The following is a 25619-nucleotide window of genomic DNA, read 5'->3' on the forward strand; positions in this document are numbered from 1 at the left end:
ACGTAGAAACTCTTAAATAAAATGGGGGGCATAATTGGGTAAAGTCCAAGCCGTTTGGAGCTATCTTTCCTTTTCTGCCCCGGGTTTGGAGCGGGAGGGAAACTCATGAGAAAAACCGTTAAGCTCTTACTCCTTACATTATTGAGTGTCATGGTGCTCGTGGGCGGATGTATCGGGAACACCCCCTCCTCCACGGGCACAATGACTGGAAATTCGGAGGAAGATGACGGTGGGACAACCTCAACGATGGAAAGCTCAACAACCGAGACGGGAACAACCGAAACTGTAACCGAGACCCAAACATCCACAGATACAGGCACTGAAGCTCCAACCGAAACACCACCCAATGAAAGCCTAAGCTACGACGAGGACGGAAACATCCTCTGCGAAGGTGAAGACCCTGACCTCGGCTGTGAAGCCGGAGAGACCAACGGGAACGGAACAGGGCCTGGGTTCTCGCTCAACTTCGACTTCAACGTGAGCCTAACTCCAGTAATAGTGCCGGTGACGATGGTTAAGGCCAACTTCAGCTACGCCGGGCCGATAAGCTCGATGGCCTTCTCGCCGGGAGAAAGGGACGTTATCGACTGGGTGAGCGTTCTCACCTCAAGCACCGATCCAGGGAAGAACCTCGTCTTCACGATAAAGTTCGCCGACAAAGAACTGGCGGAGACATACGTCCATCCTGCGGCCTTCTACAATATAGTGACGGGGAAAAAGATACCCCTTGAGCCAACCGTTCTGTACTTAGATGAGGGGAGCGAGTTCGGAAGGATGTGGGAGCTCCATCTTTACAGCGGTGGATTCACCCTTTACGAGATAGGAAAAAACGGTCCAGTTGAGCTTTCAAGCGGAGAGGTTAGCGTCAAGGACTCCTCCGTGAGCTTCACAATCGAGAACTTCAGGGACGTTTTCCCGAGAAGGGTCTATATGCGCATCAGGGCCGTCCCCATGGGCGACGGAGATGTCGTGCGCTACCCCGGCAACGGGGTCTTCGTCATCGAGTACGAGAGGGGGTGGATTGACTACACCAGTTTTTCCTACTACGGGGAGCCCGGCGGGAAGCTCAGACTAAGCGCAAAGGCCCACTCCTACGACCTGAGCCTGAGCCTCTACTTCGAGAGTGAAGAGGAACTGAGGAAACTGCCGGTGTTCTTCTACATCGACAGCACCGACAACGGAAAGGCCGACTGGATTGCATACATCTATGCTGACCACTACATCCTGGAGGACTCAAACGGAAACGTCTACCGCAAGGGAAAAGCCTTTGCGGACGGCAACGTCCTCAACGTCACCCTGGAGAACATTTTCAGCCTGATCCCCTGGAGATACTTCAGGGGATGGTTCGGTAATTCACGGCTCAGATTCCCTGCGAAGGCAAACCTCTGGTTCAACGCGACCGAAGGGTTTTCGGTGGAGAAGGACGTTGAGAAATACTTGGTCATTGTGGTGGAGGATGTCTACATAAAGGGCAACAAAGACCGGGCTGAGGGCGAGATACAGCTCGTCTCGTGGGCCTATGGCGTTGACTGGCCGGAGGGCAAGGTCATGCCCATCAACTACAGTCCGATATACACCTTCGGCTACCCGGTTGCCCACTGGGTTGAAGCGGAGGACAGAAGCAGGCTGCTCTACCACGACGATAAGGCCATCAGCCTTGACTACGCCTTCATAAACGGCTACCCGGTCTTGGCGATGCCCCTTGAAGAGGCAGAGAAGTACAGGCTGATAGCGTTTAAAACGGCCGCGTGGGACAGGGACGAGCCGGGCGAATACGTGAGCATGGGTGCGGGATTCCTCATGGATACCGCCATAGGCTTCGCGACTGGAGAGCTAAGCACCGCCCTCAAATACGCCTACACAGGGGGCATGTGGACTAACCAACTCATAAGCGGAAAGAGCGCCACGGACGTCTGGGGAGAGGTTTTCAACTGGCTCGTTGGGGCCGAGCCGGACATGGTCGGGGTTTCTTCCTACGCTTTACCGCCGAACTCCGCCGAGTTCAGTAAGGGGGCCCTCGTAGAGGCCCCGTCAGAGGATGGAAACATGCTCGTCACGTACCTCCTCTACACGGTCGAGGTGCCGAGGACGCTCAGGTACGCATCTCTAAGCTCCCAGCTCCATTCAGTGGACTTCACGAAGGACACCGAGATAGGGCCGGACGAATACTACATCTACGCCCGCGCCTGTGCTGGTTTTGCCGAGGCGAGCGGTGTGAACGTTCCCCAGGACTTCCATAAGCTTGAGATAACGTCGATGGCACCTGTGGGAAGTGCCTACTCCTACCCCAAACTTAGAACGCAGGGCGGTGAACTGACCTATGACGTTGAGTCATGCATGCCCTCAGGAAAGCTGGAGCACGGGGCAACTTCAAAGGAATCACTCTTCCTCTACAAGGAACTCCTGAAGAGAGACAGGGCCGACGTCCCCTTCCTGTACATGGAGTACTCCGGCTGGGAGCAGGATTCAGGAAAGTGGGGCAACGACGACCCCATGGGGAACGTGGGGATAACCCTGCTCTTCGATGGCGAATACTTCGACTGGGACCAAACATCGGCGATTCCGACCAAGGCCTTTGGTCTGAGCTTCAACGTCTGCGGCGTTTCCGGAGGCTGTTCGCGGGTCAGTCTGTGGGCGGACGTCGAGGAGGGTTAGTCTCTTTTATTTCCTCCAGTCATGTCCCTTCCACACGTTGGGGAGGTAGAAGCGGTTTTTCCTCAGCCGTTCCTCAACCATCGCCATTCTTAACTTTTCTTGAACTGGAACGTCTCTTCTGCCCGTTGTCATTCCGAAAACCGGATGTATAGCCAGTATGCCGAAGTTTTCGACTCCCTTATCCTTTTCCACAACCTTAACGGGAATCTCTGTGTATCTTGATTCTCCAAAGAAGAGTCTCTTCAGGGGGGACTCTATTCTGTGGGGCATTTCATCGACGTGGAGGGGATACAGGAATGGCACAAGCAGGAGTGATGAGTAGCCCGCGAGAATGTAGCTAGGACGAAGAGCTTTTTCGAGCTTTCTAGCAAGCTCGTGCTCGTTTTTCACCGAAGACAGATACTCGTCAATCTTGGGAACTAAGTTTCGGAGGAGTTCTGCACTTCTCCTGTACTTTCGGTCCGCAAGAACCTCCTGGAAGCGTTCAACGTGGTCAAACTGGACCCTCAGGGGTAGCACTTCGAGGGTGAAATTGTTGGCCACGTATTCTCCGGTTATCCTGTGGACCCTGAAGGGAACCGGAAGCTCCCAATCCTCACTCAGGGCAAATTCAAACTTGAAAACCGGCCTAAGGGAAAATCCAGAGGCCATAAATAGACGTTTAAGGGACGGATAGTAGTCCCTCATGAAAGCCTCGAATGAAACCTCCCTGCTCTCTCCCGGCTTCATGTTCCCTCCAGAAGGCTTGAAGAAACGCCCACCCCCCGAGAACATCGGCAGTCTGATGTGAAAGTCCCTGTTCAGAAGCAGGTTTCTGATGAACCCTACGAGTGAAAGGTAAGCCACCCCCTCTGAGTAGTTTTCGTCGTTTCCCGTCAGTCCAACAAAGATTACGTGCTTCTTTCCTCCCTCATACCCTCTGAGTCGTTTTATCACCTGACGATACAGTTCTATCCCATATGCGTTGTTGTCGTGCCTGTAGCCGGGGTAGGGGGAGATAAACACAAGAACGTCGTGGTTTTCGAGGTTCACACCAAAGGCCAAGCTTGATGTTCCAACAACGTTGCCCCCGAGTTCCTCGTTGGAAAGACCAATCTCTGAGTGGACTGGTGTTGTGGGGTACCCTCTTTCCACGAGGAACTCTGTTAAGTCATCGACGTAAAGACGGTTGTCCACGTAGAACACGACTTTCCCGTCTTTTAACAAGTTTTCAAGATTTACTTCCCTCTCCCCCAGAAGTTCGCTGGCACCAGCTATGACTGCGTTCCAGTCCGGAATTTGGGAATGGACACCCAGACCCATCGCGTAGTATTCGAGGGGGAAATCGAGATGGATGCGGTAGTAAACAGCCCTTATCGAGTTCACTTTGAACTCTCTAACTGCGGGGTCTTCCTCAACCCTGGACACGAGGACCTCAAGGGGCGTGTAAACCATTCCTCTGCTCGAGAGATGTTTCTTAAAGGCATCCACGTATAGGCCTGGGTGCGTCATGGAAGCGTCGAGAATGGCTACCTTAGTCCCGCGAGGGTTTCGGGAGAATGTTCTAAGAAAACTGAGCGTGCTCTCAACGGCCCCGGCTCCTGAGTTGGTGAACTCGTCGAATACCACTAGGTCGGTATACTTGAGCACACTTTTCCAGCTCTCTGGATTTAGATACTGGAACGCCTGGGAAGTTGCGAGGACAACCCCCGGTTCTTCAGTGCGAAGAGACCTTAGAAGTTTCCTAGATGCCTGATAAGTCCCTGTTTTAGGTGCTTCAAGGGTCTCAACATAGGTTTTTCTCTTTTTCAGCTTCCTTCGGGCACTTGATGATACAAGGAGAGTTTTTATTCCGTTTCTTTCTAGTTTTCTCTTGGTTTCGCTTAGAATGTGCAGGCGGGGGGATATAAAAATGATGAGGTCGAATTCCTCTAGATACTTCATTAGGTCCTTTTCATGCCTGAGTCTTCTCTTCATAACTCCGGTATAGAATGGCCTCGGCGTTTTAATGTGCCCCATGTTTTGCTGTATTGGTCTTTTGTCCCACCTGAGCTGGATCCCCTTATCCTTGCTTTTCTTGTGGAAGTAAAAGGTCCCGCTTGTCTCGTCGTACTTTATGAATGCATTTCCGGTGTAGAAACCGTCGAGAATTTCCCTGGCATGCTCCATGAAAGACTCAGGCATCATCTTTTCCAGCAGTTCAAGTAGCTTGGAGTAGTATTCGCCTATGGCAGAGAAGGAGCCGAGTTCTAGTATTGAAATCCCAAGCGGGAATACAACGACGGCCTCAATTGGAAATCTGTCGAATTTCCGCGCATAGTTGAGAACCTTTGCATACTTGCCCGCGGCGTTATAGAGGGTTTTGAAACTGTATCCACTAATCCTCTTCACCCTCGTCAGAAGTTCTTCCATTGAATACGTCTCAAAACTAACGCTCCAGGCAACGTTGGTCAAGTCTGCGTCAAAGTAGCCGAACAGCACCTTGAAGTCCCCAATGGCAACTGGGGTTCTTCCATTGAAAGCTATAAAATCTGGATACAGATAACCAAGGGAATATCCAACAGGGGCCTCTAAAAGGAACGTTTCGTACCGCTCACCTAAAATCTTTCCCGTTCTGTACCCCATCTGAAGGAGAGACAAAATGTTGGCAACATCCGTGTTTGCTAGGAGGGACCCGTCTATGGAGAACTTGAGGGCCCTCTTGACCTGTTTCTTCCTAAATACTTCAACGATTCTGGAAATTCTTGCATCCCTATCCAGACCATTTTCAAGAACGTAGTTGTACAGGGGCAGTGATTCCCCCGCAATCTCCCTCGCCATTTCTAAGAGGGTATCGTCTCCTTCAAGGAGGGCGTCTTCAAAATCCTCCACGTCGTAACCGTCGGGTAGTTGGTAGGCCTTTGAAGCAAGGCCCGCTTTTACTCCAAGCTCAAATGCCTCCCCATAAAGTACCGTTAAAGGATTCTCCTTCATTCCACAACCCCTCCCAGGAGCAGGGACGGCCGAATGACCTTTCTCGAAACATCAGGATAAGGAGTATAGAACAGACGCTTCGTTCCGGCCAAGCTAACCCCTCCCTTCTCATCGGCCAATCCCAATGTAAACAGCATCTCCTCGTCTGAGAGAACGCCCTCCGAAAATAGCATCATCAGGGGATGCCTGTAGATGCGGGACTCGGAATTCTCCTGGAGGTCCTTTGTTACAAAAACCCGGGCGTTATGTCCCCCAACCTCAAGCACCGCCAGCCACGACCGGTAATGCTTTTTGATGCCCATAGCTCTGTCGAACTCCTCCTTCGATAGAACCAGCCCGTCCCAGTCCACGATTATGGCGGAAGGAGGCAATCCACTGAGGGTCTCCCCAATTTCGACGTTCCTGAGGCTCTGCACATGCACCAAGTGAACCCCATCCTCTTTAACAGCATTTTCAAGGTCTTCAAATATCCGGGGGTGACTGTCGAGGGCCTTCTTCGGATTGTCCCTCCTGTATATTATCCTTTCAGGGAGGAGTCTAACGCGCTTTCCGTCCAAAAGGCCGTATGTGGAAGTTTTCAGGAGCCTGATGTAGTAGTTTGAGCTACTCGTTGAATCTCCTGCCCTGTAAAGGGACCTTGCAAATATTCCGTGGGCATAAACCCTGACGTGGGTCGCAACGTCCCTCCCATCAATTGAAAGAAGATATCCCGCGGTTGAGGTGTTCCTGAGGGACATGGCGGCGTAGTATTCTTCCCTGTGCTGGGAAATCCTTCCCCAGACCCAGTGCTTGTCAAGATTGTTCTCATACGCCTGTAGCTTCGAGGCTCCGACGTACCAGGCCGTGGACGGCTGTTTTCCTCTCTTCGAAGGATTAAGCAGGTAGACCACCCCTCCAATACCGTCTTCGAATTCGTACAGGCGATAAGGAACGACTTCGTTTCGTTTTTTCGACGGTACCTTTTCCCAGAGGTTGAGCGCCTCCTCATCTCCAATTGGTACATAAGGATAGACATCGTGGCCAAAGTTCTGAACGTTTACCCTTGCCCTCTCTCCAGTGCCATAGAGCAGGTCCATGCCTTCCACTCCATCCAGCAGGTGGTAATAGTAGTCGTGAACGACCGTGTTCCTGTCAGCCGTGTTGAGGAAATTCAGAAAAACAATGTGGCCCTTTGAAAGCTCCAGTCCTTCAATTCTAACGGCGTTTCTCAAGAGCGCGTAGAGGATGACTGAATCAAAGGTTGCCTTGATGACGCTCGTCCATTCTTCGACTTCTTTTGACCTTTTTCCTGAGACCGACCCAAGATTCTGTTGGAGGACTTCAATGGTTTCTGGCAGGTAATATGAGTTGGCCATCATCACCGTGAGAAGTTCCTGGATGTTCTTGATCTTCGGTGTTCCTGTTTTGTTCTTGAAGAGACTCACGAGGTATGTTGTTTTGGTGACTTTATCTACCTTTGTAGGTCTGATTGAGCCTGTTCTAACTGTTCCCGTGCGACGTACGTAGAGGGGAATTGCGCCAAGCCCTCCGAGCTTACGCTTTTGTGAGATTTGGACAAGCCTTTTTCGGACTCTGGGAAAAACCTTCTCCCTGAGGGCAAAGAGGGCCTTCAGTTCCTCCGGTTCCAACCACTCAATCCCATAATGCCTTAGAAACTCAACAACCTGTGGGTTGTCCTTATGCTTCAGGAGGATTCTTAGAACACTCCTGTTCTCGTCCCAGCCCTCTCCAAAGAGGGGGACAGAATAGAACTTCTCGGAGTTTGGGAAGACCGCCAGACGGACGGTTCTTATTATCCCTGGAAAGGACGGAAAGCTCTTGCCCTCGTAGTTCAGTCTCATTAATTTCTCCGAACTCTTGCTGGGGAGAGTCTTCAGGACGTCCCTGTACTTCTGGTGACCTGTGGAAGGGTTGAAGTTGTAGGTGAGATAGTCCATTAGAGATTCCCACAGCTTGTTGAACACCTCTGAATCAAAGGCATCCCTCAGAACCTCCCGATAGTAGGTCCCAATAACCTCTTCCGAACTCTCGCCGTTCACGAGCAATCCTACTGGGATGCCTTCCCCATTATTTGATAGCTTTCCCCACAGGATTAGGAATTCCGAACGGGGTGAGGGTATGTCCGATACCCTCCGTGCCCTTGAGATTTGCTTAACGTCCTTTTGATAACCAATGACACCCTGAGATTTAACTATCCCCAGCAGTACGTCTCCAAGACGATAATCGTCGTGAATAAGAGCGTGACCCCAGTCGTAGAGGTTTCTCATGGGAACCTCGTTGTCTAGGAGAATCCTTCGAAATTTTCCATTGGGGGGTCCAAAATACATTCCCGAACCAATGTAATCATTAAAGGCACTTACTAATGCCCTCTGGAGCTTGGAACTTTCTCTTATGTAAACCTCTCTATCACTCACTAGAGTCACCTATCCATATGGCGAAGTCAGAATATAAGAGCTTTTTGGAACCTCACAAGGGTTTTAGGATAAACAAGAGTTATTAATATGGCCTACTTCCACTCAAGATGAGCCCTCTTCACCTCAAGCACGCCCGAATAGCTGCATTCGCTCCACTTCTTCTCGACCTCATCGAAGACTATCCTCGCCCTGAAGAAGGGGGCATCTCTCACAAAGGTCTCGAACTCACCGCCCTCTCCGACCACGTGGATTTTATACTTCTCATGGAGCTTCACAAGTTCCTCCAAAGCTTTCTCGTCAATCCTCCTTCCGAGCCAGCTCTCGTCGAGGCCGTAGGCGGCCGTGCCGACCATGACAACATCAAAGATGCCGATTATCTCGCGCATATACTCGATTGGGTCGCGGTGCCAGGCCGGGGCAAAGCTCTCTATGCCGAGCTCCTTTGCTACCCTGTCAACGCGCTTCTTCTGGTACTCACTGGCCAGAGCACCGGCAACGACGCCTTCTATCTTAAGCCCCTCAAGGACGGCCTTCATGTCCTCAACTTCCTTCTCCTTCTCGCCGCTGGTAAAGCCCTTGACGAGGGGAATTCCTATCGCCTTCGCCTGGAGCTCTGTGAGGTGGATGTTCGGCACGTGGTACATGTAGCTCTCGTCGCTCTCGCTTACCATCGAGACAAGGTATTTGACCTCGAACCCCTGCTTCAGAGCCCAGTAGAGGGCGTAGTTAGAGTCCTTCCCGCCCGAATACAGCACGGCAACGCGCATCTCTCTCACCCGAAAGCTTCAAATCATTGGTCGGATAACCATCACTTGAGAGAGGCTCGGCGGGGGCTTTAAAAAGGTGATGCCAATGGTGCCAAAAACGGCGGTAATTCTGGCGGCAGGCCTGGGGACGAGGATGGGGGAGAGGCCCAAGGGGCTCCTGAAAGTCGCCCGGAGGGAGATCCTGTACCGGACGCTTACCCTCCTCGGACAAAACGGCGTTGAGAGGTTCGTGATAGTCACCAACGAACGCTATGCACCTTTTTACCGGGAATTCCTTAAGCAGAGCAGTTTCAATGCCGAGCTGGTAATCAACCCCGAACCTGAAAAGGGCAACGGGCACTCCCTCCACCTGGTCAAAAACCACGTCTCTGGAAGATTCGTTCTGGTGATGGGCGACCACGTTTACGGTGAGGAATTCATCAGGGAAGCCCTTAGGGGAAGCGGCCTGATAGCCGATAGAAAACCGAGATGGACGGACGTGGGCGAGGCGACGAAGCTCAAGGTTGAAGACGGCAGGGTGACGGAGATAGGGAAGAAGCTTGAGGGATGGGACGCGGTCGATACGGGCTTCTTTGTCTTCGATGACACAATATTCGAGATAACAGATGCGCTGGAGAGGGAGAGAGGAGGAGACTACCCCTTAAGCGAGATTGTTAAGAGGGCCGAACTGCCAGTTACCTTCCTCGACGGCCTCCCCTGGATTGATGTTGACACGCCCTCTGACCTCAGGATGGCCAAGAGGATGCTCGTCAAGACCGCGGTGAAGGGAACGGGCGACGGGTTCATCAGCAGGCACCTCAACAGGAAAGTTTCAACCGAGATAAGCTGCCTCCTCGCCGAGAAGGTCACCCCGAACCAGATGACCGTCATTACATTTGTCCTAGGAATGGTCTCGGCCTTTCTGACACTAGTCAGCCTTCCGCTGGCTGGAATACTGTATCAGATTAGCTCAATCCTCGACGGCGTTGACGGGGAGCTGGCGAGGGCCCAGCTCAGGGAAAGCAGGTTCGGGGGCTACATCGACTCTATCCTCGACCGCTACGTTGACGGCACGTTTCTGGCCCTCCTGGCCTATTCGGCCCTCAGAGAGCCCCTTTGGTATCTAATAGCCCTCTTTGCACTCCTCGGCTCAGTGATGGTGAGCTACTCGACCGAGAGGTTCAAGGCCGCCTACGGTGAGGACACCTACGGCTCGATTCCCGCCCTAAGAAAGCTCCCCGGCAAGAGGGACGAGAGAATCTTCACCACCATGCTCTTTCTTCTGCATCCGGTCGGGGCTTCGGTTAAGGCACTCTTCCTCCTGCTCGCTGTGCTCACGAACCTGCGGGTGGGCCTCACCACATATTTCGTCCATAAAAAAGTTTCGTATCCGAAAACTATTTAACCACTGTAAAATATCTTAGACCAACAAAGGGAGGTGGATGAAATGGTCAGGGTTGTCATACTCGGACAGGGATACGTTGCTAGCATTTTTGCGAGCGGCCTTGAGAAGATAAAGGCCGGAAAGATGGAGCCGTACGGAGTCCCCCTTGCCGACGAGCTCCCGATTAAAATCAAGGACATCCAGATAGTCGGTTCCTACGACGTTGATAAAGGCAAGGTCGGAAAGGACCTCTACGAGGTCGTCAAAGCCTACGATCCGGAGGCACCGGAGAGCCTCAAGGGCATCACAATCAGGAAGGGAATCCACTTGAGGAGCCTCAGGAACCTTCCGATCGAGGCCACTGGGCTTGAGGACGAGATGACGCTCAGAGAAGCGGTCGAACACCTCGTTAACGAGTGGAAGGAGCTCAAGGCGGAGGTCTTCATCAACGTCTGCACCACCGAAGCTTTTGTCCCCTTTGGAAGCAGGGAGGAGCTTGAGAAGGCCATCGCAGAGGACAACAGGGAGAGGCTCACGGCGACCCAGGTCTACGCCTATGCCATAGCCCAGTACGCCAAGGAGGTCGGAGGCGCTGCCTTCGTCAACGCGATTCCAACGCTGATAGCCAACGACCCGGCCTTCGTCGAGCTCGCCAAGGAGAGCAACATGGTTATCTTCGGCGACGACGGCGCCACCGGCGCCACTCCGCTCACCGCAGATGTGCTGAGCCACCTCGCCCAGAGGAACCGCTATGTCCTAGACATAGCCCAGTTCAACATCGGCGGAAACAACGACTTCCTGGCTTTGACCGACAAGGAGAGGAACAAGAGCAAGGAGTTCACCAAGAGCTCGGTCGTCAAGGAGCTCCTCGGCTACGATGCACCGCACTACATCAAGCCGACGGGCTTCCTTGAGCCGCTCGGAGACAAGAAGTTTATCGCCATGCACATCGAGTACGTCAGCTTCAACGGTGCCAGGGATGAGCTGGTTATCACCGGCAGGATAAACGACAGCCCGGCTCTGGCAGGACTGCTCGTCGACCTTGTGAGACTTGGAAAGATAGCCCTTGAGAAGGGGGCCTTCGGAACGGTCTACGAGGTCAACGCCTTCTACATGAAGAACCCGGGATCTAAGGAGAGGGGCAACATACCGCGCATCATCGCCCACGAGAAGATGAGGGCTTGGGCCGGTCTGAAACCGAGATGGCTTTGATTCTCTAAAACTTTTTAATCTCCTCGCCCTATTTTTCTCGGAGGGAAGTCGATGAGCTGGAAGAGGGGAGCCTATCCCGAGTTCACGCTTGAGGATGCCGTTGCGGTTCTTTTTATGCTCCAGAACCCGGCGGGGAGGAAGGCCATATCCGAGGCCTTAGACCTTGGAGAGGGCAGTGTCAGGACTCTTTTGAGGAAGCTTTCATGGCGAGGCCTTATACGCTCAACCCAGCGCGGACACTCACTTAACGATGAAGGAATGAAGCTCCTCGAGAGGCTCTCAGAGCACTTCTCCGAGGTTCAGAAGGTTGGAGAGGTCGAAGGCTACCCTGCATACGGCCTGGTGGTCAGAAATCCGCCGGAGTTCAAGAGCATCGAGCTCCGCGACGAGGCCATAAGGTTCTTCGCGAGGGGCGCGCTGATACTCGTAGTCAAAGATGGTGAGCCAGTTTTTCCGGAGGATGAGAGGCCCCTGGGTGAAACCATGCCAGAGCTTGCGAAGAACCTCAAACAATCCTTCAGGCCCAGCGAAGGTGATCTGGTCGTGGTAACTTGGGCGGAGAAAGAGGCCGACGCCATGAAGAGCGCCTACCACGTTGCACTGGCCCTCAAGGGCGACGGACTGCCTGAGGAGATAAAGTCCCTCGTGAGGTGAAGGTATGAAAAAGCTTATTCTCGCCCTTGACGTGTACGACCGAAAGAGGGCACTTGAGATAGCGGAGTGCACGGCGGAATACCTCTGGGCAATTAAGGTTAACTGGCCGCTGATAATAGGCTCTGGCTTGGGCATCATCACCGAGCTCAAACAGGTTACGGGACTGCCCATAATAGCCGACTTGAAGCTCGCCGATATACCAAACACCAACAGGCTGATAGCGAGTAAAGTTTTCGAGGCCGGGGCGGACTACGTAATAGCCCACGGCTTCGTTGGAAAGGACAGTGTTAAGGCTGTTATGGAGCTCGGGAATACCATAATCGTCGTGGAGATGAGCCACCCCGGAGCGAGGGAGTTCATCCAGCCGGCGACAGACAAACTAATCGAACTGGCCAACAAACTTGAGCCCTTTGGAGTTATAGCGCCCGCAACGCGGCCAGAGCGCGTTTCGTACATACGCTCTAAGCTGAAGCCGGGGCTCAAAATTCTCACCCCGGGCGTCGGAGCCCAGGGCGGTAAAGTGAGAGAGGTTTTAAAGGCCGGTGCCGACTACATCATAGTGGGGCGGTCTATTTACGCCAGTGAGAACCCCAGAGAGAGCGCGAGGAGGATTTTTGAGGAGATAAAGGAGGTGGTCTAATGGAGCTCAAAGTCAAGCACCCGCTCAGCAAGAAGGAAGTCAAAGAGATAATCCGTGAGATGAGCGAGACTTTCGGTGAGGAGATAGCGAAGAAGATGCTGAACAAGAAGGACAGGGTCGAGGTTGCTGAATTTGACAAGACAACTGAGATACTCCTCGTTAACGGCAGGCCATTCTTCATCAGGAGAAAAGACCTCATATTCCCGCTGGTCATAGCCCTCTACGAGCTCTCCAACGAAGAAGATTTGAGGAAGTGGCCGAGAAGGGTAGTGGTCGACGCCGGTGCGGTGCCGTTCATCATCAAGGGCGCGGACGTTATGGCCGCGGGAATAACCGATGCCGATGAGAACATCAGGGAGGGCGACTTCGTCTTCGTGGTGGAGGAGGACTACGGAAGGCCTTTGGCCATTGGCATCGCCCTGATGAGCGGTAAGGCCATGAAGGAGAAGCCCAAGGGGAAAGCAGTGAAGAACATCCACCACGCCAAGGACAGGATCTGGGAGCTGACGGTGGGCTGAGATGGGGGAAAAAGAAAGCGGAAGGAAAATCCGCGTCTTGGTTGGGGGAGTTTTCGACATCCTGCACGTCGGCCACATCCACTTTCTCAGCCAGGCCAAGGCACTGGGAGACGAGTTGATAGTAATAGTCGCCCATGACGAGACCGTTAGGAGACAGAAGCGTAGGGAACCGGTGAACAGTGCCGAAGACAGGGCAGAACTGTTGAGGGCCCTCAAGATGGTGGACGAGGTCTACATAGGCTCCCCAGGGAGCATAGACTACGAGCTGGTGAAGCGGATAAACCCAGATATAGTCGCAATAGGGCCCGACCAGAGATTCAGCTGCGAGCGCCTTAAGGATGAACTGAGGGAGCACGGCATAGACGCCGAGGTCATAAGGATACCCTACCTCTACAAGAGGGACAGGGCGAAGACCAGCAAAATAATCCAGAGGATAATAGAAACGTTCTGCGACTGATTTTATCCCCTTATTCCACTGGAGTGAGAGGGAGCCGGGGCGTGATTTTAGGGGGCTGATTCTAGCCCTGAATCGAGTGGTCTGGATTAACGTCAGAGTTTGAATCTCCCCATGTACTCCCTCAGGAACTCAGGGTCTTCTCTTTTCACCGCACTCATCAGCTCATCGAACTTCTTTTCCCCGAGGGCAAGCTTCAGGTAGTAGTAGAGGTTAACCGCGTCCTCGACTATGACGCTCTGCCTCCTGCCTTCCTCGCCGTAGAGCTCGATGAGCTTTCTGTTCATATCGAGGCTTATGTAAAGGGTCTTCTGCTTCTTCTCCCTTTTCATGTCCTTTGACCTGGCCTTTCGATCTTTCTTGGGCCTTGGCTTAGTGAGCTCGTTAACGGAACCATCAAAAAGCTTGGGGATTTTATCCTTCGACAATCTCAACCACCTCTCTCGCGAGTTTTAGAAGAGCCTTGGAGGCCCTACCATCCCCGTCGAACTCAAATATGCTCATCCCCTGGCTCTGGGCCTTCTCCAGGGCTATCGCCTTCGGGATCGTGGTCAGTATTGGGGCATCGGGGTAGGTGGCCTTAAGCTCCTTGAGACGCATCTTCGGAACCTTCGTCTGGCGGGTGAACTTGTTGGGGACGAGGCCGAGTAACTTCAGGTTCTCGTTGGTCTCCTCGCGGATCATGCGCATGAGGTTGAACATGAGCTGCATGCCTATGACTCCAAAGTAGCTCAGCTCAAGGGGTATCAGAACGTAGTCCGAGGCAGTGAGCGAGTTGACCAGGAAAATTCCCATACTCGGTGGGTTGTCTATGAGGACGTAGTCATAGTCAGGCAGTATCGGAGTTAGGGCCTTCTCAAGGCGCCTTTCACGGTTGTAGGCGTTGATGATCTCTATCTCCCTGGCGGAGAGATTTAGGTGGCTTGGAATTAGGTGGAGGTTCTCCCTCACCTCGACGATTGTGTCCTCGATATCGCTCTCCCTGGTCATCAGCGTCCCCACGTTGCTGTCCCCGTACTGGAGGACGTCCATGCCTATCAGTCCAAAGGTAAGGTTGAACTGGGGGTCTATGTCAACGAGAAGAACCCTCTTGCCCATGGCCGCTAATGCATGGCCGAGGTTCATGGTCAGAGTGGTCTTCCCGACCCCGCCCTTCTGATTGGCTACGCTGATTACGACGGCCACTGGAACCACCTGCCAAAGGTAAAGAAGGGGTCAGGCTATATCTATAAAGTCATCGAGAACCCTTTTCGCGTAGGGCGGGAGTTCCTTCTTCTCCTTCTTGGCGATTGTCGTGAATATCTTGTCGAAGCCGTTGTCTGCCGACTTGAATGGCTTAACTGGTTCCGGGGCTATGATGTTCTCCTTGAAGGAGGAGCCAACGCGGAGGGCGTGCTCACCGCCCAGGATGTGCGGGCTCTTAACGCCGGTCATGATGACCATCGCCCTGACGACCTTGCCCATGTCCTCGTCTATCCTTGCACCCCACTTGATTTCGCTCTTTTCGCCGAGCTTCTCGTAAACGATGTTCATAGCGTCGTTTATCTCACCGAGGCTCACGTCGGGACCAACGGTGAAGTGAACCAGTGCCCTGTCCCCGCTACCGTACTCGACCTCAAGCATCTTGTTTTCGAGCGCGTTCTTGACCGCGTCGACCGCTCTGTTGCTTGAGTCACTCTCACCGATTCCTATCAGAGCGGCACCACCGTTGTGCATGACGCTATAAACGTCGGCGAAATCGATGTTAACCATCGACGGGAGCTTTATGGTCTCGGTGATGCCCTTAACCATCCTGGCTATTATCTCGTCGGCGAAGCGGAAGGCGGCATTGATGGGGAGCTTCGGAACGAGCTTGAGGAGCTTGTCGTTCTCGATTATGATGACGGTGTCGGAGTAGTACATGAGGGCCTTTATTCCCGCTTTGGCCTTCTCAATCCTTATCTTACCCTCGTTCTTGAACGGGTAGGTTACAACGCTTACTACAAGGGGCTCCCTAAAGCGGCCGTTGTGCCTGGCACGCTCCTTGATAACCTTGGCAACAACTGGAGCGGCCCCTGTACCGGTGCCGTTGCCCATACCAGCGGTTATGAACACGAGATCGGCGTCACCAATGGTCTCGGCAATCTCGTGGGCGCTCGCCTCCGCCGCCCGGTAGCCTATCTCAGGGTTCCCGCCGGAGCCCTTCCCCTGAGTTATCTCCTTGCCGAGGAGAAGCTTCTTATGGGCCTTCGTCCTGGCAAGGTGCTGGGCGTCGGTGTTCATGGCTATGAGCTCCGCACCCTGAACGCCAAGCTCATAGAGCCTGGTTATGGTGTTGTTTCCAGAACCGCCGACGCCGACTATGACGATTCGTATCAGATCCTCAAGGTTTTCGTCGGAGAACCCCTCAAACTTTGCGGTTCTGGGCTCGTCGTCCAGATCAAGCTTTATTCCGGCCTGTTCCAGGAGTTTAAATACCATCGCCCCAACCCCCTCAACATGTCTGGCTTTGGATAACAATGATTCTATTACATGATTTTAGCGGCTTATTTCAGGATGTAGTCAGGCGTTGAGCGTTCCTCAGTCTCAAGCTGATAAAGCTCCTTCTTCAAAAGCTCGCGAATAGCCTCCCTGATGATTTCGCTTCTGTTGGGGTAAACACCCTTCTTAACCAGCTGATCCATGGCGTTAATCAAGCCCTGGGGGAGCTGTACACTGATGATACGCATTCTGCTCATTCCTGCACCACCCAGTTCAGTAAGCCGCTGAAATAACTAGTGATTTAATTAGTTAAATACTTTGCGGATGCATGATAATATTATGATATTATTAATTTCAAAAATTTTTTGGAAATACTCCAAAATACAAAAAATGCTTCAGATTTATAAAAATTGGAGGGGAGAAAGGGTTTTAACATCGAATATTTCACTCAACTTCGGGGAGCTCAATGAGAGAGATAAAGGAAAACCTCCACATCACAAAAGTCCACGTGAAAAACGCCGAGAGCCTTATTCCAAAACTTGGAGGGGACGTTCAGATAGTCAGTGCCGAGTGCTGGGAAGCCGTGGCATTTGCAGCATTGATGGCGCTCCGTTCTTTTGAGAGAAATACAAACCATGCGAGAACCCTCGGGGGAGAACTGCTCATTCGCCTGGCTGGGACGCTCCAGATAAAAGATGCCATAGCCCGAAACGGCATAAAAAACGGTGAGAACTATTTGGTTGTCTTCGGGACCCGCGAAAGGGCCTTGAAAGTGCTGAGCGAACTCAACCTTAGCGAGCTTCCAATGGCCGACTGTGAGAGGGAAAAAGTGAAAACTTTTTTTGAAAAAGCGGCACTTGTTGAAGTTTTGTAGATACTTTGTGCCCGTTTCTGTACCAAATTGAGGATAGGTTTATAAAATCCCTTCCTCATTTTCGAAGTGCCTGAGGTGATGCTCATGAAGTATAAAAAGCGCAAATATTTCCTTGCTGGCAGGATAAACCTCATTCAGCGCTCAAAAATCAGGGAGCTTTTTGAGAAGGCAAAGAAGATGGACGATGTTATATCCCTCGGCATCGGTGAACCGGACTTTGACACTCCCCAGGTCATCAAGGAGGCCGCGAAAAGGGCGATAGATGAAGGCTACACCCACTACACTCCCAACGCGGGCATCCCCGAGTTCCGCGAGGCTATTGCCGAATACTACAAGACCCATTACAAGGTTGACGTTTCTCCCGGGGATATAATAGTCACGGCCGGTGCCTATGAGGCCACTTACCTGGCCTTCCAGACCCTCCTTGAGCAGGATGATGACGTTATCATCCCAGACCCCGCGTTCGTCTGCTACGTAGAGGACGCCAAGATAGCCGAGGCGGGGATCATCAGGATACCCCTCAGGGAAGAGAACGATTTCCAGATAGACCCCGATGAGCTCGTTGAGGCCATAACCAAGCGCACGAGGATGCTGGTTCTCAACTATCCCAACAACCCCACCGGTGCGATCCTCAAGAAGAAGACCGTGAAAGCAATAGCGGATATAGCAGAGGACTACAACCTCTACATACTCAGCGACGAGCCCTACGAGCACTTCCTCTACGAGGGTGCCAAGCACTATCCGATGATAAAGTACGCCCCCGACAACACGATTCTGGCGAACAGCTTCTCCAAGACATTTGCCATGACAGGCTGGCGCCTTGGCTTCACCATAGCCCCAACCCAGGTCATCAGGGACATGATAAAGCTCCACGCCTACGTCATTGGAAACGTCACATCATTCATCCAGATAGCGGGAATAACAGCTCTCAGGGACAAGCGCAGCTGGGAAGCTGTTGAAAAGATGCGCCAGACCTACGCCGAGAGGAGGAGGCTCGTCCTCAAACATCTCAACAGGATGCCCCACATAACGCCGTTCAAGCCAAAGGGAGCGTTCTACATCTGGGCAAAGATCGACCCGGGCCTGGACATGAGCAGCGAGGACTTCGCGGAGTGGCTCCTCGAAAACACTCGCGTCGTCGTCATTCCAGGGACTGCCTTTGGAAAGGCCGGTGAGGGCTGGATAAGAATAAGCTACGCCACCAAGAAGAGCCAGCTCATCGAGGCAATGCAGAGGATGAACGAGGCCCTGTCAAAGCTATAAAGGGGGAAAGGAATGGACGGGGTTCTGGCCATCTTCTTTGCCATTTTTCTGGCAGAGCTAGGTGACAAAACCCAGCTGGCGACGATGGCTTTTGCGGCCAAGTACGGCTGGAGAGTAGCGTTTATGGGGGCCATTCTGGGTCTCGCAGCGGTAAACCTCATCGGGGCACTTCTCGGCGACAAGCTCGGCAACATGGTGCCCCTGGAGGTCGTTCACAAGTTCGCGGGAGCACTTTTCATTGTTTTCGGTGTTCTCATGATACTCGGAAAGCTCTAGGAGGGATAAACATGGACAAACGGTGGAGTTCAGTCCTGCTTGACACGTTGGTTATGACCGCCGGCTTCGGAACCCTGACCATGATGGCGGTCGCAAAGCCAGATGTGATAGCCCACTTCGGAATTGGAAGTGCCGAGTACGAGTGGCAGCACATAGCTTACGTTTTCGGCCTCTTCATAGCGTTCCTCCTCGGACACACCCGGATATACGAGGGGAGCTTTAAGAAGAGCGTGGCCATAGCGCTCAGCTGGGCGGCCATAGCGCAGGCGCTCATACCGCTCGCACCCAACTGGTACACCGTCGTCTTCCTCAGGTTCATCCAGGGTTTCGTGGTCACGCTCGTGCCGCTCTTCAGCACCCAGATAGCACACTTCTTTGTGGCTGAAAGACCCTTCGCCAAGGGCATAATCCTCTCCGGAATCTTCTGGGGAGGTGTCTTCGGAAGCATAAGCGCCAAGTACGCGGTCGGAGCCTTCGGCTGGAAGGGCGGCTTCTGGGTCACGGTTCTCATAATGTACGCGGTCCTTGCCCTATGGTGGCTCTTTACGGAGGACTTTGAGATAATCCACAAGACCGAAGGGGGAGAGAGGACAAACGTCTGGAAGATGCCCTTCACTTGGGTGCTGGGCCTCACGTTCTTCCCGGCCCTGTGGGTGATATTCACGATAGTCGGCTTCTCCTCTTCCCTCGGCTACGATATGGGCTGGACAAAGGAGCACGTCGCAACACTGAGCACGAGCCTCAACGTATCCAAAGCCCTCTGGAGCATAGGCATGGGCTATGTCGGATATCTGCTCTCAAGGAAGAACCCGAGCGCCAGAGGGCTTTTCAGGGCCATCGTTCAGGTCATGATATTCTCCTACGCGGTGGCGTTCGTCGGTCTCCTCATCTACGGTAAGGCCATGCTGGTGGGCAACTACAGCCTGGCCCTCGCCTCGGTCGTCCTCATCGGTGCCCTCCAGGGAACCGGGCCAGCCTTCTGGACCAGCGCACCGGCGACGTATCCAAAGAGCATCTTCCCGAAGGCCAGCTTTGCCCTTGGACTCATCTCGAACTCGGCCAACGTCATAGCCCCCGGCCTGACTGACGCCCTCGCCAGGCAGAGCACAGGGCTTGCCCTTGGGGAGCTGGCGGTGATGCCGCTCCTCGGAATCCTGACGCTGGTCGTCGTATCCAGGATGGGGCTCCCGGTGGAGGAGCTGGGCGATGAGGCCTAAACCCCTCATCGTTTCCTTTTTCGTTCTTCTTGCGTTCTTTTTCTACGGGATAGCGGCGATGAGCTTCGGAGAGAGGTATAACTTCCCGGGATACGTCGTAGTCGGGAGCATACATCTCCTATTTGCCTACGGGGTCCGGGTCGGCCACGAGACAATCGTAGACCTTGCGGCGTACATAGCCCTGCTCGACCTGCTCTTCGGACTCCTCTGGGTAATGGTGGGGCTGTCCCTTCCGGCGGTAACTCTAACCCTCCTCTCGGCCCTGATCCTCTTCGTCCTGATGGACGAGGAAGTGAGGACTGAGCTGAAGATGCCGTAAGCAAGCTTTAACAAAATCTTCCGCCAGCGTTCATTGGGAAGCGAAGTTTCCAGAGGTATTGGGGCTTTCCTCAACATGCGAAGCAAGGGCTGTAAGGGGATGTGGGGGATTAACCCCCAAAGGATTAGGAAATAAGGAAGGTGGGGAAACGTAGTTTCCCAGGTTTTTAGAGAAAGAGCGGGGCTGTGGGGCGTAGCCCCACTCCAGGGGTTTGAGAGTACAGAGCAAGCTTTAACAAAGCTTGACCAAAAGTCCGTGATTCCCATTAAGGCTCCTTTGCAAAAGGGATTTCAATTCTAAACTTGGCCTTTAGAAGGTCGAATCCTCTAAAATAAAGCTTTTCCACGCGAGTTCTACTTGAACCACGCTCCAAAGGAGCGCTAAAAAACTCGAACCCCCAGAAGAGCCTTACCCATGACGGATTCACCTCATCCAAACAACTCTAGAAGAAATCCACCCAAAATACACTTTTTCAAAAGGAATCACAAACCTTAATCAAACTTCACGCAGGCGAAGTTTGTGTGGTGCGGGGGCGGGGATTTGAACCCCGGAACCCCTACGGGACGGGACCCTAAATCCCGCGCCTTTGGCCAGGCTCGGCTACCCCCGCGCGGGTTAGAGTTCTCGCCTTCAATTTAAAAACTTTGAGGGGAAAGGCATATAATGATGTAAAGGAAGCTTTACGTAAAGGAAACTTTACATGGTGATGTGAATGAACCTGAAGTACGAAGGCCTGCTCGCGGTTCTACTCGGGGGGATGGTTATCGGCCTAGCCTACTCAACGAAGTCGGGTAGGGCGTATCTGGCGGTAGGCATATTCCTCCTGGGAGTCCTACTGGTCTACGCCCTGAACTGGTACTACAACTCCTGGGTGGAGAAGATAGAGGACGAAAGAACAGAGCTGATAAGCACCAAGAGCACAAGGAACGCATTTGCTGTAATTAGCGTAGTTCTTTTTGCCGAGTACCTATGGGAGTACTCCAACGGAAACACGGAAACCGCAACGAAGCTCCTCATTCCACTCGCGCTAGGTGTCCTTGTACTCCTCGTTTCCCAGTACTGGTACGCGAGGGTGATGTGAGTGAACGAGCTTGCCCTGATTTCGCTGGTTGCAGTGGTTGGAGGTGGAGTTCTTGGCTATTTCATGATCCGGACGATAATGAAAGATATCGGCGTTCCCACCGACGAGAGGGCCTTTGAGATAGCCAAGCTCTCGGCGGTGAAAACGCTGAAGCTTGTCCTTTTTGTCACAGTGGCGGCGCTTTACTACTCATGGCTAATCCTCAGGGACGAGCGGTGCACCAACCTGGCTACCCTTATATTCGCCACCATATTCTTCGGCAACTTGGCGTTCAGGGCATACTATGCTAAAAGGATGTGAGCCCATGAAGAACCGCCTGCGCGAGCTGAGGGAGGATCTGGGCATAACCCAGGAGGAGCTTGCCAAAGCCCTCGGCGTTACAAGGCAGACGATAATAGCCATCGAGAAGGGCCGTTACGACCCATCTCTGAGGCTGGCCTTCAAGATAGCGCGCTTTTTCAACAGGCGGATTGAGGAAATCTTTATCTACGAGGAGGGTCAAAAAGACGCCGGGAGGGCCAAAAATGCCCATGGTTGAAGTTCTGAACCTGGAAAAAGACTACGGGAAGATAAAGGCCCTCAAGGGGATAAGCTTCTCCATCAATGAGGGTGAGATCTTCGGGCTCATCGGTCCGAACGGTGCGGGAAAGAGCACAACGCTGAAGATCCTCGCAACCCTTCTCAAACCAACCGCGGGAACCGCGAGGATCGACGGCCACGACGTGGTTAAGGAGGCCGAGAAGGTCAGGGAGATCATCAGCTACCTGCCGGAGGAGGCTGGCGCCTATAAGAACCTGACGGGCTACGAGTACCTCCAGTTCATGGCCCGGCTCTACGCCAAGGACGAGGGGAAAGCAAGGGAGATGCTCGAACTGGGCGTTGAGCTCAGCGGACTGGGAGAGAGGCTGTACGACAAGGTGTCTACGTACTCCAAAGGAATGACGAGGAAGCTGCTCATAGCGAGGGCGCTCATGGTAAAACCCAAGCTCGCGATACTGGACGAACCGGCGAGCGGACTGGACATAGTCAACGCCTACGCGATAAGGCAGACGATAAGGCGCTTCGCGAGGAGCGAAGGGGTCACGTTCCTCATATCGAGCCACAACATGCTTGAGGTCGAGTTCCTCTGCAACAGAGTGGCCCTGATAAATAAGGGGCGGATAGTCGAGGTAGGCACGCCGAAAGAGCTGAAGGACAGATACAGCGCGGAGAACCTTGAGGAAGTCTTCATGAGGGCAGTGGGAGCGAACGTCAGCGAGCCGATAGGGGGTGAAGGAGCTTGAGCGACTTCTGGGTGATGGCCAAGAAGGAGCTGTGGAACCTCTTCAGGGACAAGAAGCTCGTCTTCGGCCTCGTAGTCGTCCCGCTTATACTGCTCCCGGTGATGGGAAAGGCCGTGAACATCGGCATGGAGCAGGCACAGGGTGAGACCCAGGTCACGATAGTCAACTTCGATGAGGGGGCCTATGGGAATCTGCTGATAAAGGCCTTAAATGTTGCCCCCAACGTCACGGTAACTGTGGTCAATGCGACGACACTTGATGAGGCCATTCAGCAGGCCACCCAAGAGAAACAGAACGTTCTCGTGGTGATTCCTCCCGACTTCACGGCGAAGCTTCAGGCCAACGAAACAGCCACAGTTGGGATATATGGAATTTTCACGACCATAGGCACCGGTATAAAGGAGAGCGTCAGCGAGGGAAGGATAAACGCAGTTTTGGGAATACTCAGCGACGAAATAGCCCGGATAAAGGTGAAGAACCTCGGAGCCAGCAATCCGGACGCCATACTCCAGCCGATAAGGACCGAGAGCAGGTCCGTCATAAACAACCGTGTCGTGGACATCTCCCCAACTGCGGTTTCAAGCGTTATAGCAGCCCAAGCTTTCACGATACCGCTCATAGTCTTCATGATGGTCATGATAACCTCTCAGATGGCGGCTGGAGCAATAGCGAGCGAGAAGGAGAACAAGACCCTCGAAACCCTCCTCACCCTTCCGGTGGCGAGGACGAAGATAGTCACGGCGAAGATATTCGGGACGGCCATGATGGGACTGGTGGCGGCGGTGGCATACATGGTGGGCATGCGCTACTACATGAGTTCCTTCGGGCTTGGCTCCGGCGGGGTGAGCCTTGAAGACCTGGGCTTAGTCGTTACCCCAACGGGGGCACTGATGTTCGCCCTGGTGGTGTTCCTGACGATAATAATCGCCCTCAGCCTGGCCATGATAGTGGCGACCTTCGCCGAAGACGTGCAGAGTGCAACGACCCTTGTAAGTGCGGTGATTCTCCCGCTGGCGTTCCCGGCTTTCCTGCTGATGTACACTGACATCAACGACCTTCCGGCCCTCGTCAGGTACGTCCTGCTGGCAATACCATTCACGCATCCTGTGATAGATTACCGCCATGTGCTCCTGAGCAACTACACGCCGCTGATCATTAGCACCGCTTACCTGGCGGTCCTGGCGCTCCTCGTACTCTACACCACGGCATGGCTGTTCTCCACGGAGAGAATACTCACGGCAGGGGTCAGCTGGGGCAAGAAGAAAAAGAAGACCGGGTAAAGCTTTCCTTTTTACTCTATTGGCACGCCGTCCTTCGTTCTCGGCGCGAGCCACTTCATGAGCCTTTGCGGGTCTTTCGTGCGGATTATTATCGTTATTGGGCCGAGAGGACTCTCCTCGTTGAAGTTCACGACGCCTGCATAGGCCGCCTGCTTGTTCACTTTGAAGATTATCTCCTCGCCGAAGTAGCCCTCCTCAAGGAACGAGCGCGCGGTGTCTAATATGGCCTGTCCCCGGAAGAGCTCGTAGAGCCTGCTAAGGGCCTTTTTGCTCCTCGTTTTTCCGGTCAGAATGATGTAATCGACCCTGTCAAGGACCTCAAACTCAAGCCCCGGAATCAGGTTCAGCATCGCCCGCTTGACCTTCTCGATATCCTCCGTCGGATAAACGTAAGCCTCAACCTCAACTTCCTCAAAGAGCTCCATCTTCTCACCCAGAAGAAGCTCGCGGGAATGCTTATAAACCCAACCGCCCAAATGGTTAGGGTGACCTAATAGTGTTAGAGAGCTTTGTAGCGAACCTCGCGGAGTGGATACTGGGCATCTCGAACGGCGAAATCATGTGGGTTGCCTTCTATGCCGGACTTTTCGTCGCACTCATGACGTCCCTCGGTGCCATGGTGGCCATATTCTCGAAAAGCCTCCCAGAGGGAGGCGTTGACTTCGCCCTCAGCTTCGCCGCCGGAGTTATGATAGTGGCGAGCTTTACTTCCCTCATCCTGCCAGCGATAGAGAGCACCGGCTCCTTTGCACCTGCAGGAATAGGGATAGCCCTTGGAGTGCTGCTCATCTACGCCATAGACCGCTTCCTCCCCCACGAGCACCTCGTCAAAGGCTACGAGGGCCCCAAGTCCATGAAGGACAAGCTGAGAAAGGTCTGGCTTCTGGTCATAGCGGTGATAATCCACAACCTGCCCGAGGGACTCGCTGTTGGAACGTCCCTCGTCTACAACCTTGAGGTCGGTCTGGTGACCACCCTGGCCATCGGGATTCAGGACTTTCCCGAGGGAACTGTCGTTTCCCTGCCCCTGGCCACGATACAGAAAAAGCGCCTCCAGCCGATAGCGATGGGCGTGCTGAGCGGCTTCGCCGAGATGGCCATGGTTCTCCTCGGGGCGTACTTCTTCAGCATCTTCAGCTGGATGCTCCCCTACGGCCTCGGCCTGGCGGGTGGGGCGATGCTTTACGTGACAGTGAAGGAGATGATACCCGAAATATACAGGGGGGAGAAGAACGAGACCCTCATAACCCTCGGGTTCTTCCTGGGCTTCTATGTGATGCTGTTCCTGGATTCAATGCTGGGTTAGAACCCTGTCGACCAGCTCCTTTACCCTTTTATCGTACTCGTCCTTCGTCCCGTCGTTCACTATCATGTGGTCTGCCATTGCTATAACGTTGCCTATGCCAAACTTGAGCTCCTTCCAGTCCCTTTCCTCGAAGTCCTCCCAGGTCTGGGGGTCGTCGTGCCTCCCCCTGGCTTTGAGCCTCTCGAAGCGGAGCCTTGGAGGTGTGTGGACTGCAATGATGACTATCTCCTCATCGGGGAAGGCGCTCCTGAAAGTGCCAACCTCGTCGAGCGAGCGGACACCGTCAATGACAACCAGCGTGCTCTTTTTCAGGAGGCTCTTGACCTTCTCGACGGTGAGCTTTGCCACCGCGTTCTGTCCGAGTTCCTGCCTCAACCGTATGCTGACCTTGGCAACGTTTTCCTTGGTCAGCTCTAGGCCGCGCTTTGCCGTCTCTTCCCTCACGACGTCCCCCATAGAAACGCTTGGAAAACCTCTCCGCTCAAACTCCTTAACGATTTTGCTCTTTCCCGAACCAGGCATTCCAGTCACGATGATTATCATAGTGCCCACGCCAGAGTAAAAGGGCTGGATTTAAAAGCTTGACCCTTACTTGAGGAAGTCATCGAGGGTCCCTTTCCGGGCCTTTTCA

At 53.4% G+C, this 25619-nt stretch carries 27 protein-coding genes and 1 tRNA gene; 18 read left to right on the forward strand and 10 right to left on the reverse strand.

The window, feature by feature from the left end; genetic code table 11:
• Positions 1–105: 105 nt before the first annotated feature.
• Positions 106–2655, forward strand: a complete 2550-nt coding sequence (locus A3L14_RS09260; protein ID WP_055428875.1) for a hypothetical protein — start codon at positions 106–108, stop codon at positions 2653–2655.
• Between the two features lie 6 nt (positions 2656–2661).
• Here the strand turns inward: A3L14_RS09260 and A3L14_RS09265 are convergent, their stop codons facing one another.
• From A3L14_RS09265 to A3L14_RS09275, 3 genes are all read right to left on the reverse strand, one after another.
• Complete coding sequence (locus A3L14_RS09265) at positions 2662–5607, reverse strand: hypothetical protein (protein WP_088886129.1); 2946 nt, start codon at positions 5605–5607, stop codon at positions 2662–2664.
• Complete coding sequence (locus tag A3L14_RS09270) at positions 5604–8021, reverse strand: hypothetical protein (RefSeq protein WP_143597766.1); 2418 nt, start codon at positions 8019–8021, stop codon at positions 5604–5606. The genes A3L14_RS09265 and A3L14_RS09270 overlap by 4 nt, the downstream gene beginning before the upstream one ends.
• Before the next feature lie 92 nt (positions 8022–8113).
• The gene (locus tag A3L14_RS09275; RefSeq protein ID WP_055428871.1) at positions 8114–8788 is read right to left on the reverse strand and encodes a diphthine--ammonia ligase; all 675 of its coding nucleotides are present in this window, start codon (positions 8786–8788) and stop codon (positions 8114–8116) included.
• Between the two features lie 85 nt (positions 8789–8873).
• Between A3L14_RS09275 and A3L14_RS09280 the strand changes: the two genes are divergently transcribed.
• Genes A3L14_RS09280 through A3L14_RS09305 form a run of 6 tightly spaced genes read left to right on the forward strand, consistent with a single transcriptional unit; the run spans position 8874 to position 13632 of the window.
• Positions 8874–10172, forward strand: a complete 1299-nt coding sequence (locus A3L14_RS09280) for a bifunctional L-myo-inositol-1-phosphate cytidylyltransferase/CDP-L-myo-inositol myo-inositolphosphotransferase (protein WP_055428870.1) — start codon at positions 8874–8876, stop codon at positions 10170–10172.
• Between the two features lie 42 nt (positions 10173–10214).
• Complete coding sequence (locus A3L14_RS09285) at positions 10215–11363, forward strand: inositol-3-phosphate synthase (RefSeq protein WP_055428869.1); 1149 nt, start codon at positions 10215–10217, stop codon at positions 11361–11363.
• A gap of 51 nt (positions 11364–11414) precedes the next feature.
• Positions 11415–12017, forward strand: a complete 603-nt coding sequence (locus A3L14_RS09290; protein WP_055428868.1) for a DUF4443 domain-containing protein — start codon at positions 11415–11417, stop codon at positions 12015–12017.
• Between the two features lie 4 nt (positions 12018–12021).
• Positions 12022–12657 carry an orotidine-5'-phosphate decarboxylase gene (gene pyrF / locus A3L14_RS09295; RefSeq protein ID WP_055428867.1) on the forward strand — a complete coding sequence of 212 codons (636 nt, stop codon included), beginning with the start codon at positions 12022–12024 and terminating at the stop codon, positions 12655–12657.
• On the forward strand, positions 12657–13175 hold the full coding sequence (locus tag A3L14_RS09300; protein ID WP_055428866.1) for an RNA-binding protein: 519 nt from the start codon (positions 12657–12659) through the stop codon (positions 13173–13175). Before pyrF ends, A3L14_RS09300 begins: the two co-directional genes overlap by 1 nt.
• A gap of 1 nt (position 13176) precedes the next feature.
• Positions 13177–13632 (forward strand): adenylyltransferase/cytidyltransferase family protein, encoded by a 456-nt coding sequence (locus tag A3L14_RS09305; protein ID WP_055428865.1) that lies wholly within the window; start codon positions 13177–13179, stop codon positions 13630–13632.
• A 92-nt stretch (positions 13633–13724) separates the two neighbouring features.
• On the opposite strand, the gene A3L14_RS09310 is transcribed toward A3L14_RS09305, so the two are convergent.
• From A3L14_RS09310 to A3L14_RS09325, 4 genes are all read right to left on the reverse strand, one after another.
• Entirely contained in the window at positions 13725–14057 is a 333-nt protein-coding gene (locus A3L14_RS09310) for a hypothetical protein (RefSeq protein ID WP_055428864.1), read from the reverse strand.
• Entirely contained in the window at positions 14044–14814 is a 771-nt protein-coding gene (locus A3L14_RS09315; protein WP_074631120.1) for a ParA family protein, read from the reverse strand. The genes A3L14_RS09310 and A3L14_RS09315 overlap by 14 nt, the downstream gene beginning before the upstream one ends.
• 30 nt (positions 14815–14844) lie before the next feature.
• Positions 14845–16089 carry a cell division protein FtsZ gene (ftsZ, locus tag A3L14_RS09320; protein WP_055428863.1) on the reverse strand — a complete coding sequence of 415 codons (1245 nt, stop codon included), beginning with the start codon at positions 16087–16089 and terminating at the stop codon, positions 14845–14847.
• A 65-nt stretch (positions 16090–16154) separates the two neighbouring features.
• A complete protein-coding gene (locus A3L14_RS09325) occupies positions 16155–16346 on the reverse strand; it encodes a ribbon-helix-helix domain-containing protein (protein WP_074631118.1) in 192 nt (63 codons plus the stop codon).
• 209 nt (positions 16347–16555) lie between these two features.
• Between A3L14_RS09325 and cgi121 the strand changes: the two genes are divergently transcribed.
• The 5 genes from cgi121 to A3L14_RS09350 all read left to right on the forward strand — a co-directional run bounded on the left by cgi121 (position 16556) and on the right by A3L14_RS09350 (position 20038).
• Positions 16556–16963: a KEOPS complex subunit Cgi121 gene (gene cgi121 / locus A3L14_RS09330; protein ID WP_055428862.1), complete on the forward strand. Its 408-nt coding sequence runs from the start codon at positions 16556–16558 to the stop codon at positions 16961–16963.
• 84 nt (positions 16964–17047) lie between these two features.
• On the forward strand, positions 17048–18226 hold the full coding sequence (locus A3L14_RS09335) for a pyridoxal phosphate-dependent aminotransferase (protein ID WP_074631116.1): 1179 nt from the start codon (positions 17048–17050) through the stop codon (positions 18224–18226).
• 12 nt (positions 18227–18238) lie between these two features.
• Positions 18239–18502, forward strand: coding sequence for a TMEM165/GDT1 family protein (locus A3L14_RS09340; RefSeq protein ID WP_055428861.1), 264 nt, complete (start codon positions 18239–18241; stop codon positions 18500–18502).
• Between the two features lie 11 nt (positions 18503–18513).
• Entirely contained in the window at positions 18514–19719 is a 1206-nt protein-coding gene (locus A3L14_RS09345; protein WP_055428860.1) for an MFS transporter, read from the forward strand.
• The gene (locus A3L14_RS09350; RefSeq protein ID WP_055428859.1) at positions 19709–20038 is read left to right on the forward strand and encodes a hypothetical protein; all 330 of its coding nucleotides are present in this window, start codon (positions 19709–19711) and stop codon (positions 20036–20038) included. Before A3L14_RS09345 ends, A3L14_RS09350 begins: the two co-directional genes overlap by 11 nt.
• A 522-nt stretch (positions 20039–20560) precedes the next feature.
• Here the strand turns inward: A3L14_RS09350 and A3L14_RS09355 are convergent.
• Positions 20561–20648 (reverse strand) — tRNA-Leu (locus A3L14_RS09355).
• A 102-nt stretch (positions 20649–20750) separates the two neighbouring features.
• Here A3L14_RS09355 and A3L14_RS09360 point away from each other — a divergent pair.
• From A3L14_RS09360 to A3L14_RS09380, 5 genes are read left to right on the forward strand one after another with little or no spacing between them, the layout of a single operon-like run.
• A complete protein-coding gene (locus A3L14_RS09360; RefSeq protein ID WP_055430154.1) occupies positions 20751–21119 on the forward strand; it encodes a DUF2178 domain-containing protein in 369 nt (122 codons plus the stop codon).
• Positions 21120–21419 (forward strand): DUF2178 domain-containing protein, encoded by a 300-nt coding sequence (locus tag A3L14_RS09365; RefSeq protein WP_055430155.1) that lies wholly within the window; start codon positions 21120–21122, stop codon positions 21417–21419.
• A 4-nt stretch (positions 21420–21423) separates the two neighbouring features.
• The gene (locus A3L14_RS09370) at positions 21424–21657 is read left to right on the forward strand and encodes a helix-turn-helix transcriptional regulator (RefSeq protein ID WP_055430156.1); all 234 of its coding nucleotides are present in this window, start codon (positions 21424–21426) and stop codon (positions 21655–21657) included.
• The gene (locus tag A3L14_RS09375) at positions 21644–22402 is read left to right on the forward strand and encodes an ABC transporter ATP-binding protein (protein ID WP_055430157.1); all 759 of its coding nucleotides are present in this window, start codon (positions 21644–21646) and stop codon (positions 22400–22402) included. The genes A3L14_RS09370 and A3L14_RS09375 overlap by 14 nt, the downstream gene beginning before the upstream one ends.
• Positions 22399–23682 (forward strand): ABC transporter permease, encoded by a 1284-nt coding sequence (locus A3L14_RS09380; protein WP_055430158.1) that lies wholly within the window; start codon positions 22399–22401, stop codon positions 23680–23682. The genes A3L14_RS09375 and A3L14_RS09380 overlap by 4 nt, the downstream gene beginning before the upstream one ends.
• Positions 23683–23693: 11 nt before the next feature.
• Here A3L14_RS09380 and A3L14_RS09385 read toward each other — a convergent pair whose 3' ends face one another.
• Positions 23694–24107 carry an RNA-binding domain-containing protein gene (locus A3L14_RS09385; RefSeq protein ID WP_055430159.1) on the reverse strand — a complete coding sequence of 138 codons (414 nt, stop codon included), beginning with the start codon at positions 24105–24107 and terminating at the stop codon, positions 23694–23696.
• 71 nt (positions 24108–24178) lie between these two features.
• Here A3L14_RS09385 and A3L14_RS09390 point away from each other — a divergent pair, with 71 nt between their 5' ends.
• Positions 24179–24988 (forward strand): ZIP family metal transporter, encoded by an 810-nt coding sequence (locus A3L14_RS09390; protein ID WP_055430160.1) that lies wholly within the window; start codon positions 24179–24181, stop codon positions 24986–24988.
• On the opposite strand, the gene A3L14_RS09395 is transcribed toward A3L14_RS09390, so the two are convergent.
• Positions 24974–25531 carry a dephospho-CoA kinase gene (locus tag A3L14_RS09395; protein WP_055430161.1) on the reverse strand — a complete coding sequence of 186 codons (558 nt, stop codon included), beginning with the start codon at positions 25529–25531 and terminating at the stop codon, positions 24974–24976. The two genes, A3L14_RS09390 and A3L14_RS09395, sit on opposite strands and share 15 nt — an antisense overlap.
• Between the last annotated feature and the right edge of the window lie 88 nt (positions 25532–25619).

The sequence above is a fragment of the Thermococcus thioreducens genome (assembly GCF_002214545.1).
GTDB classification, from domain to species: Archaea; Methanobacteriota_B; Thermococci; order Thermococcales; family Thermococcaceae; genus Thermococcus; species Thermococcus thioreducens.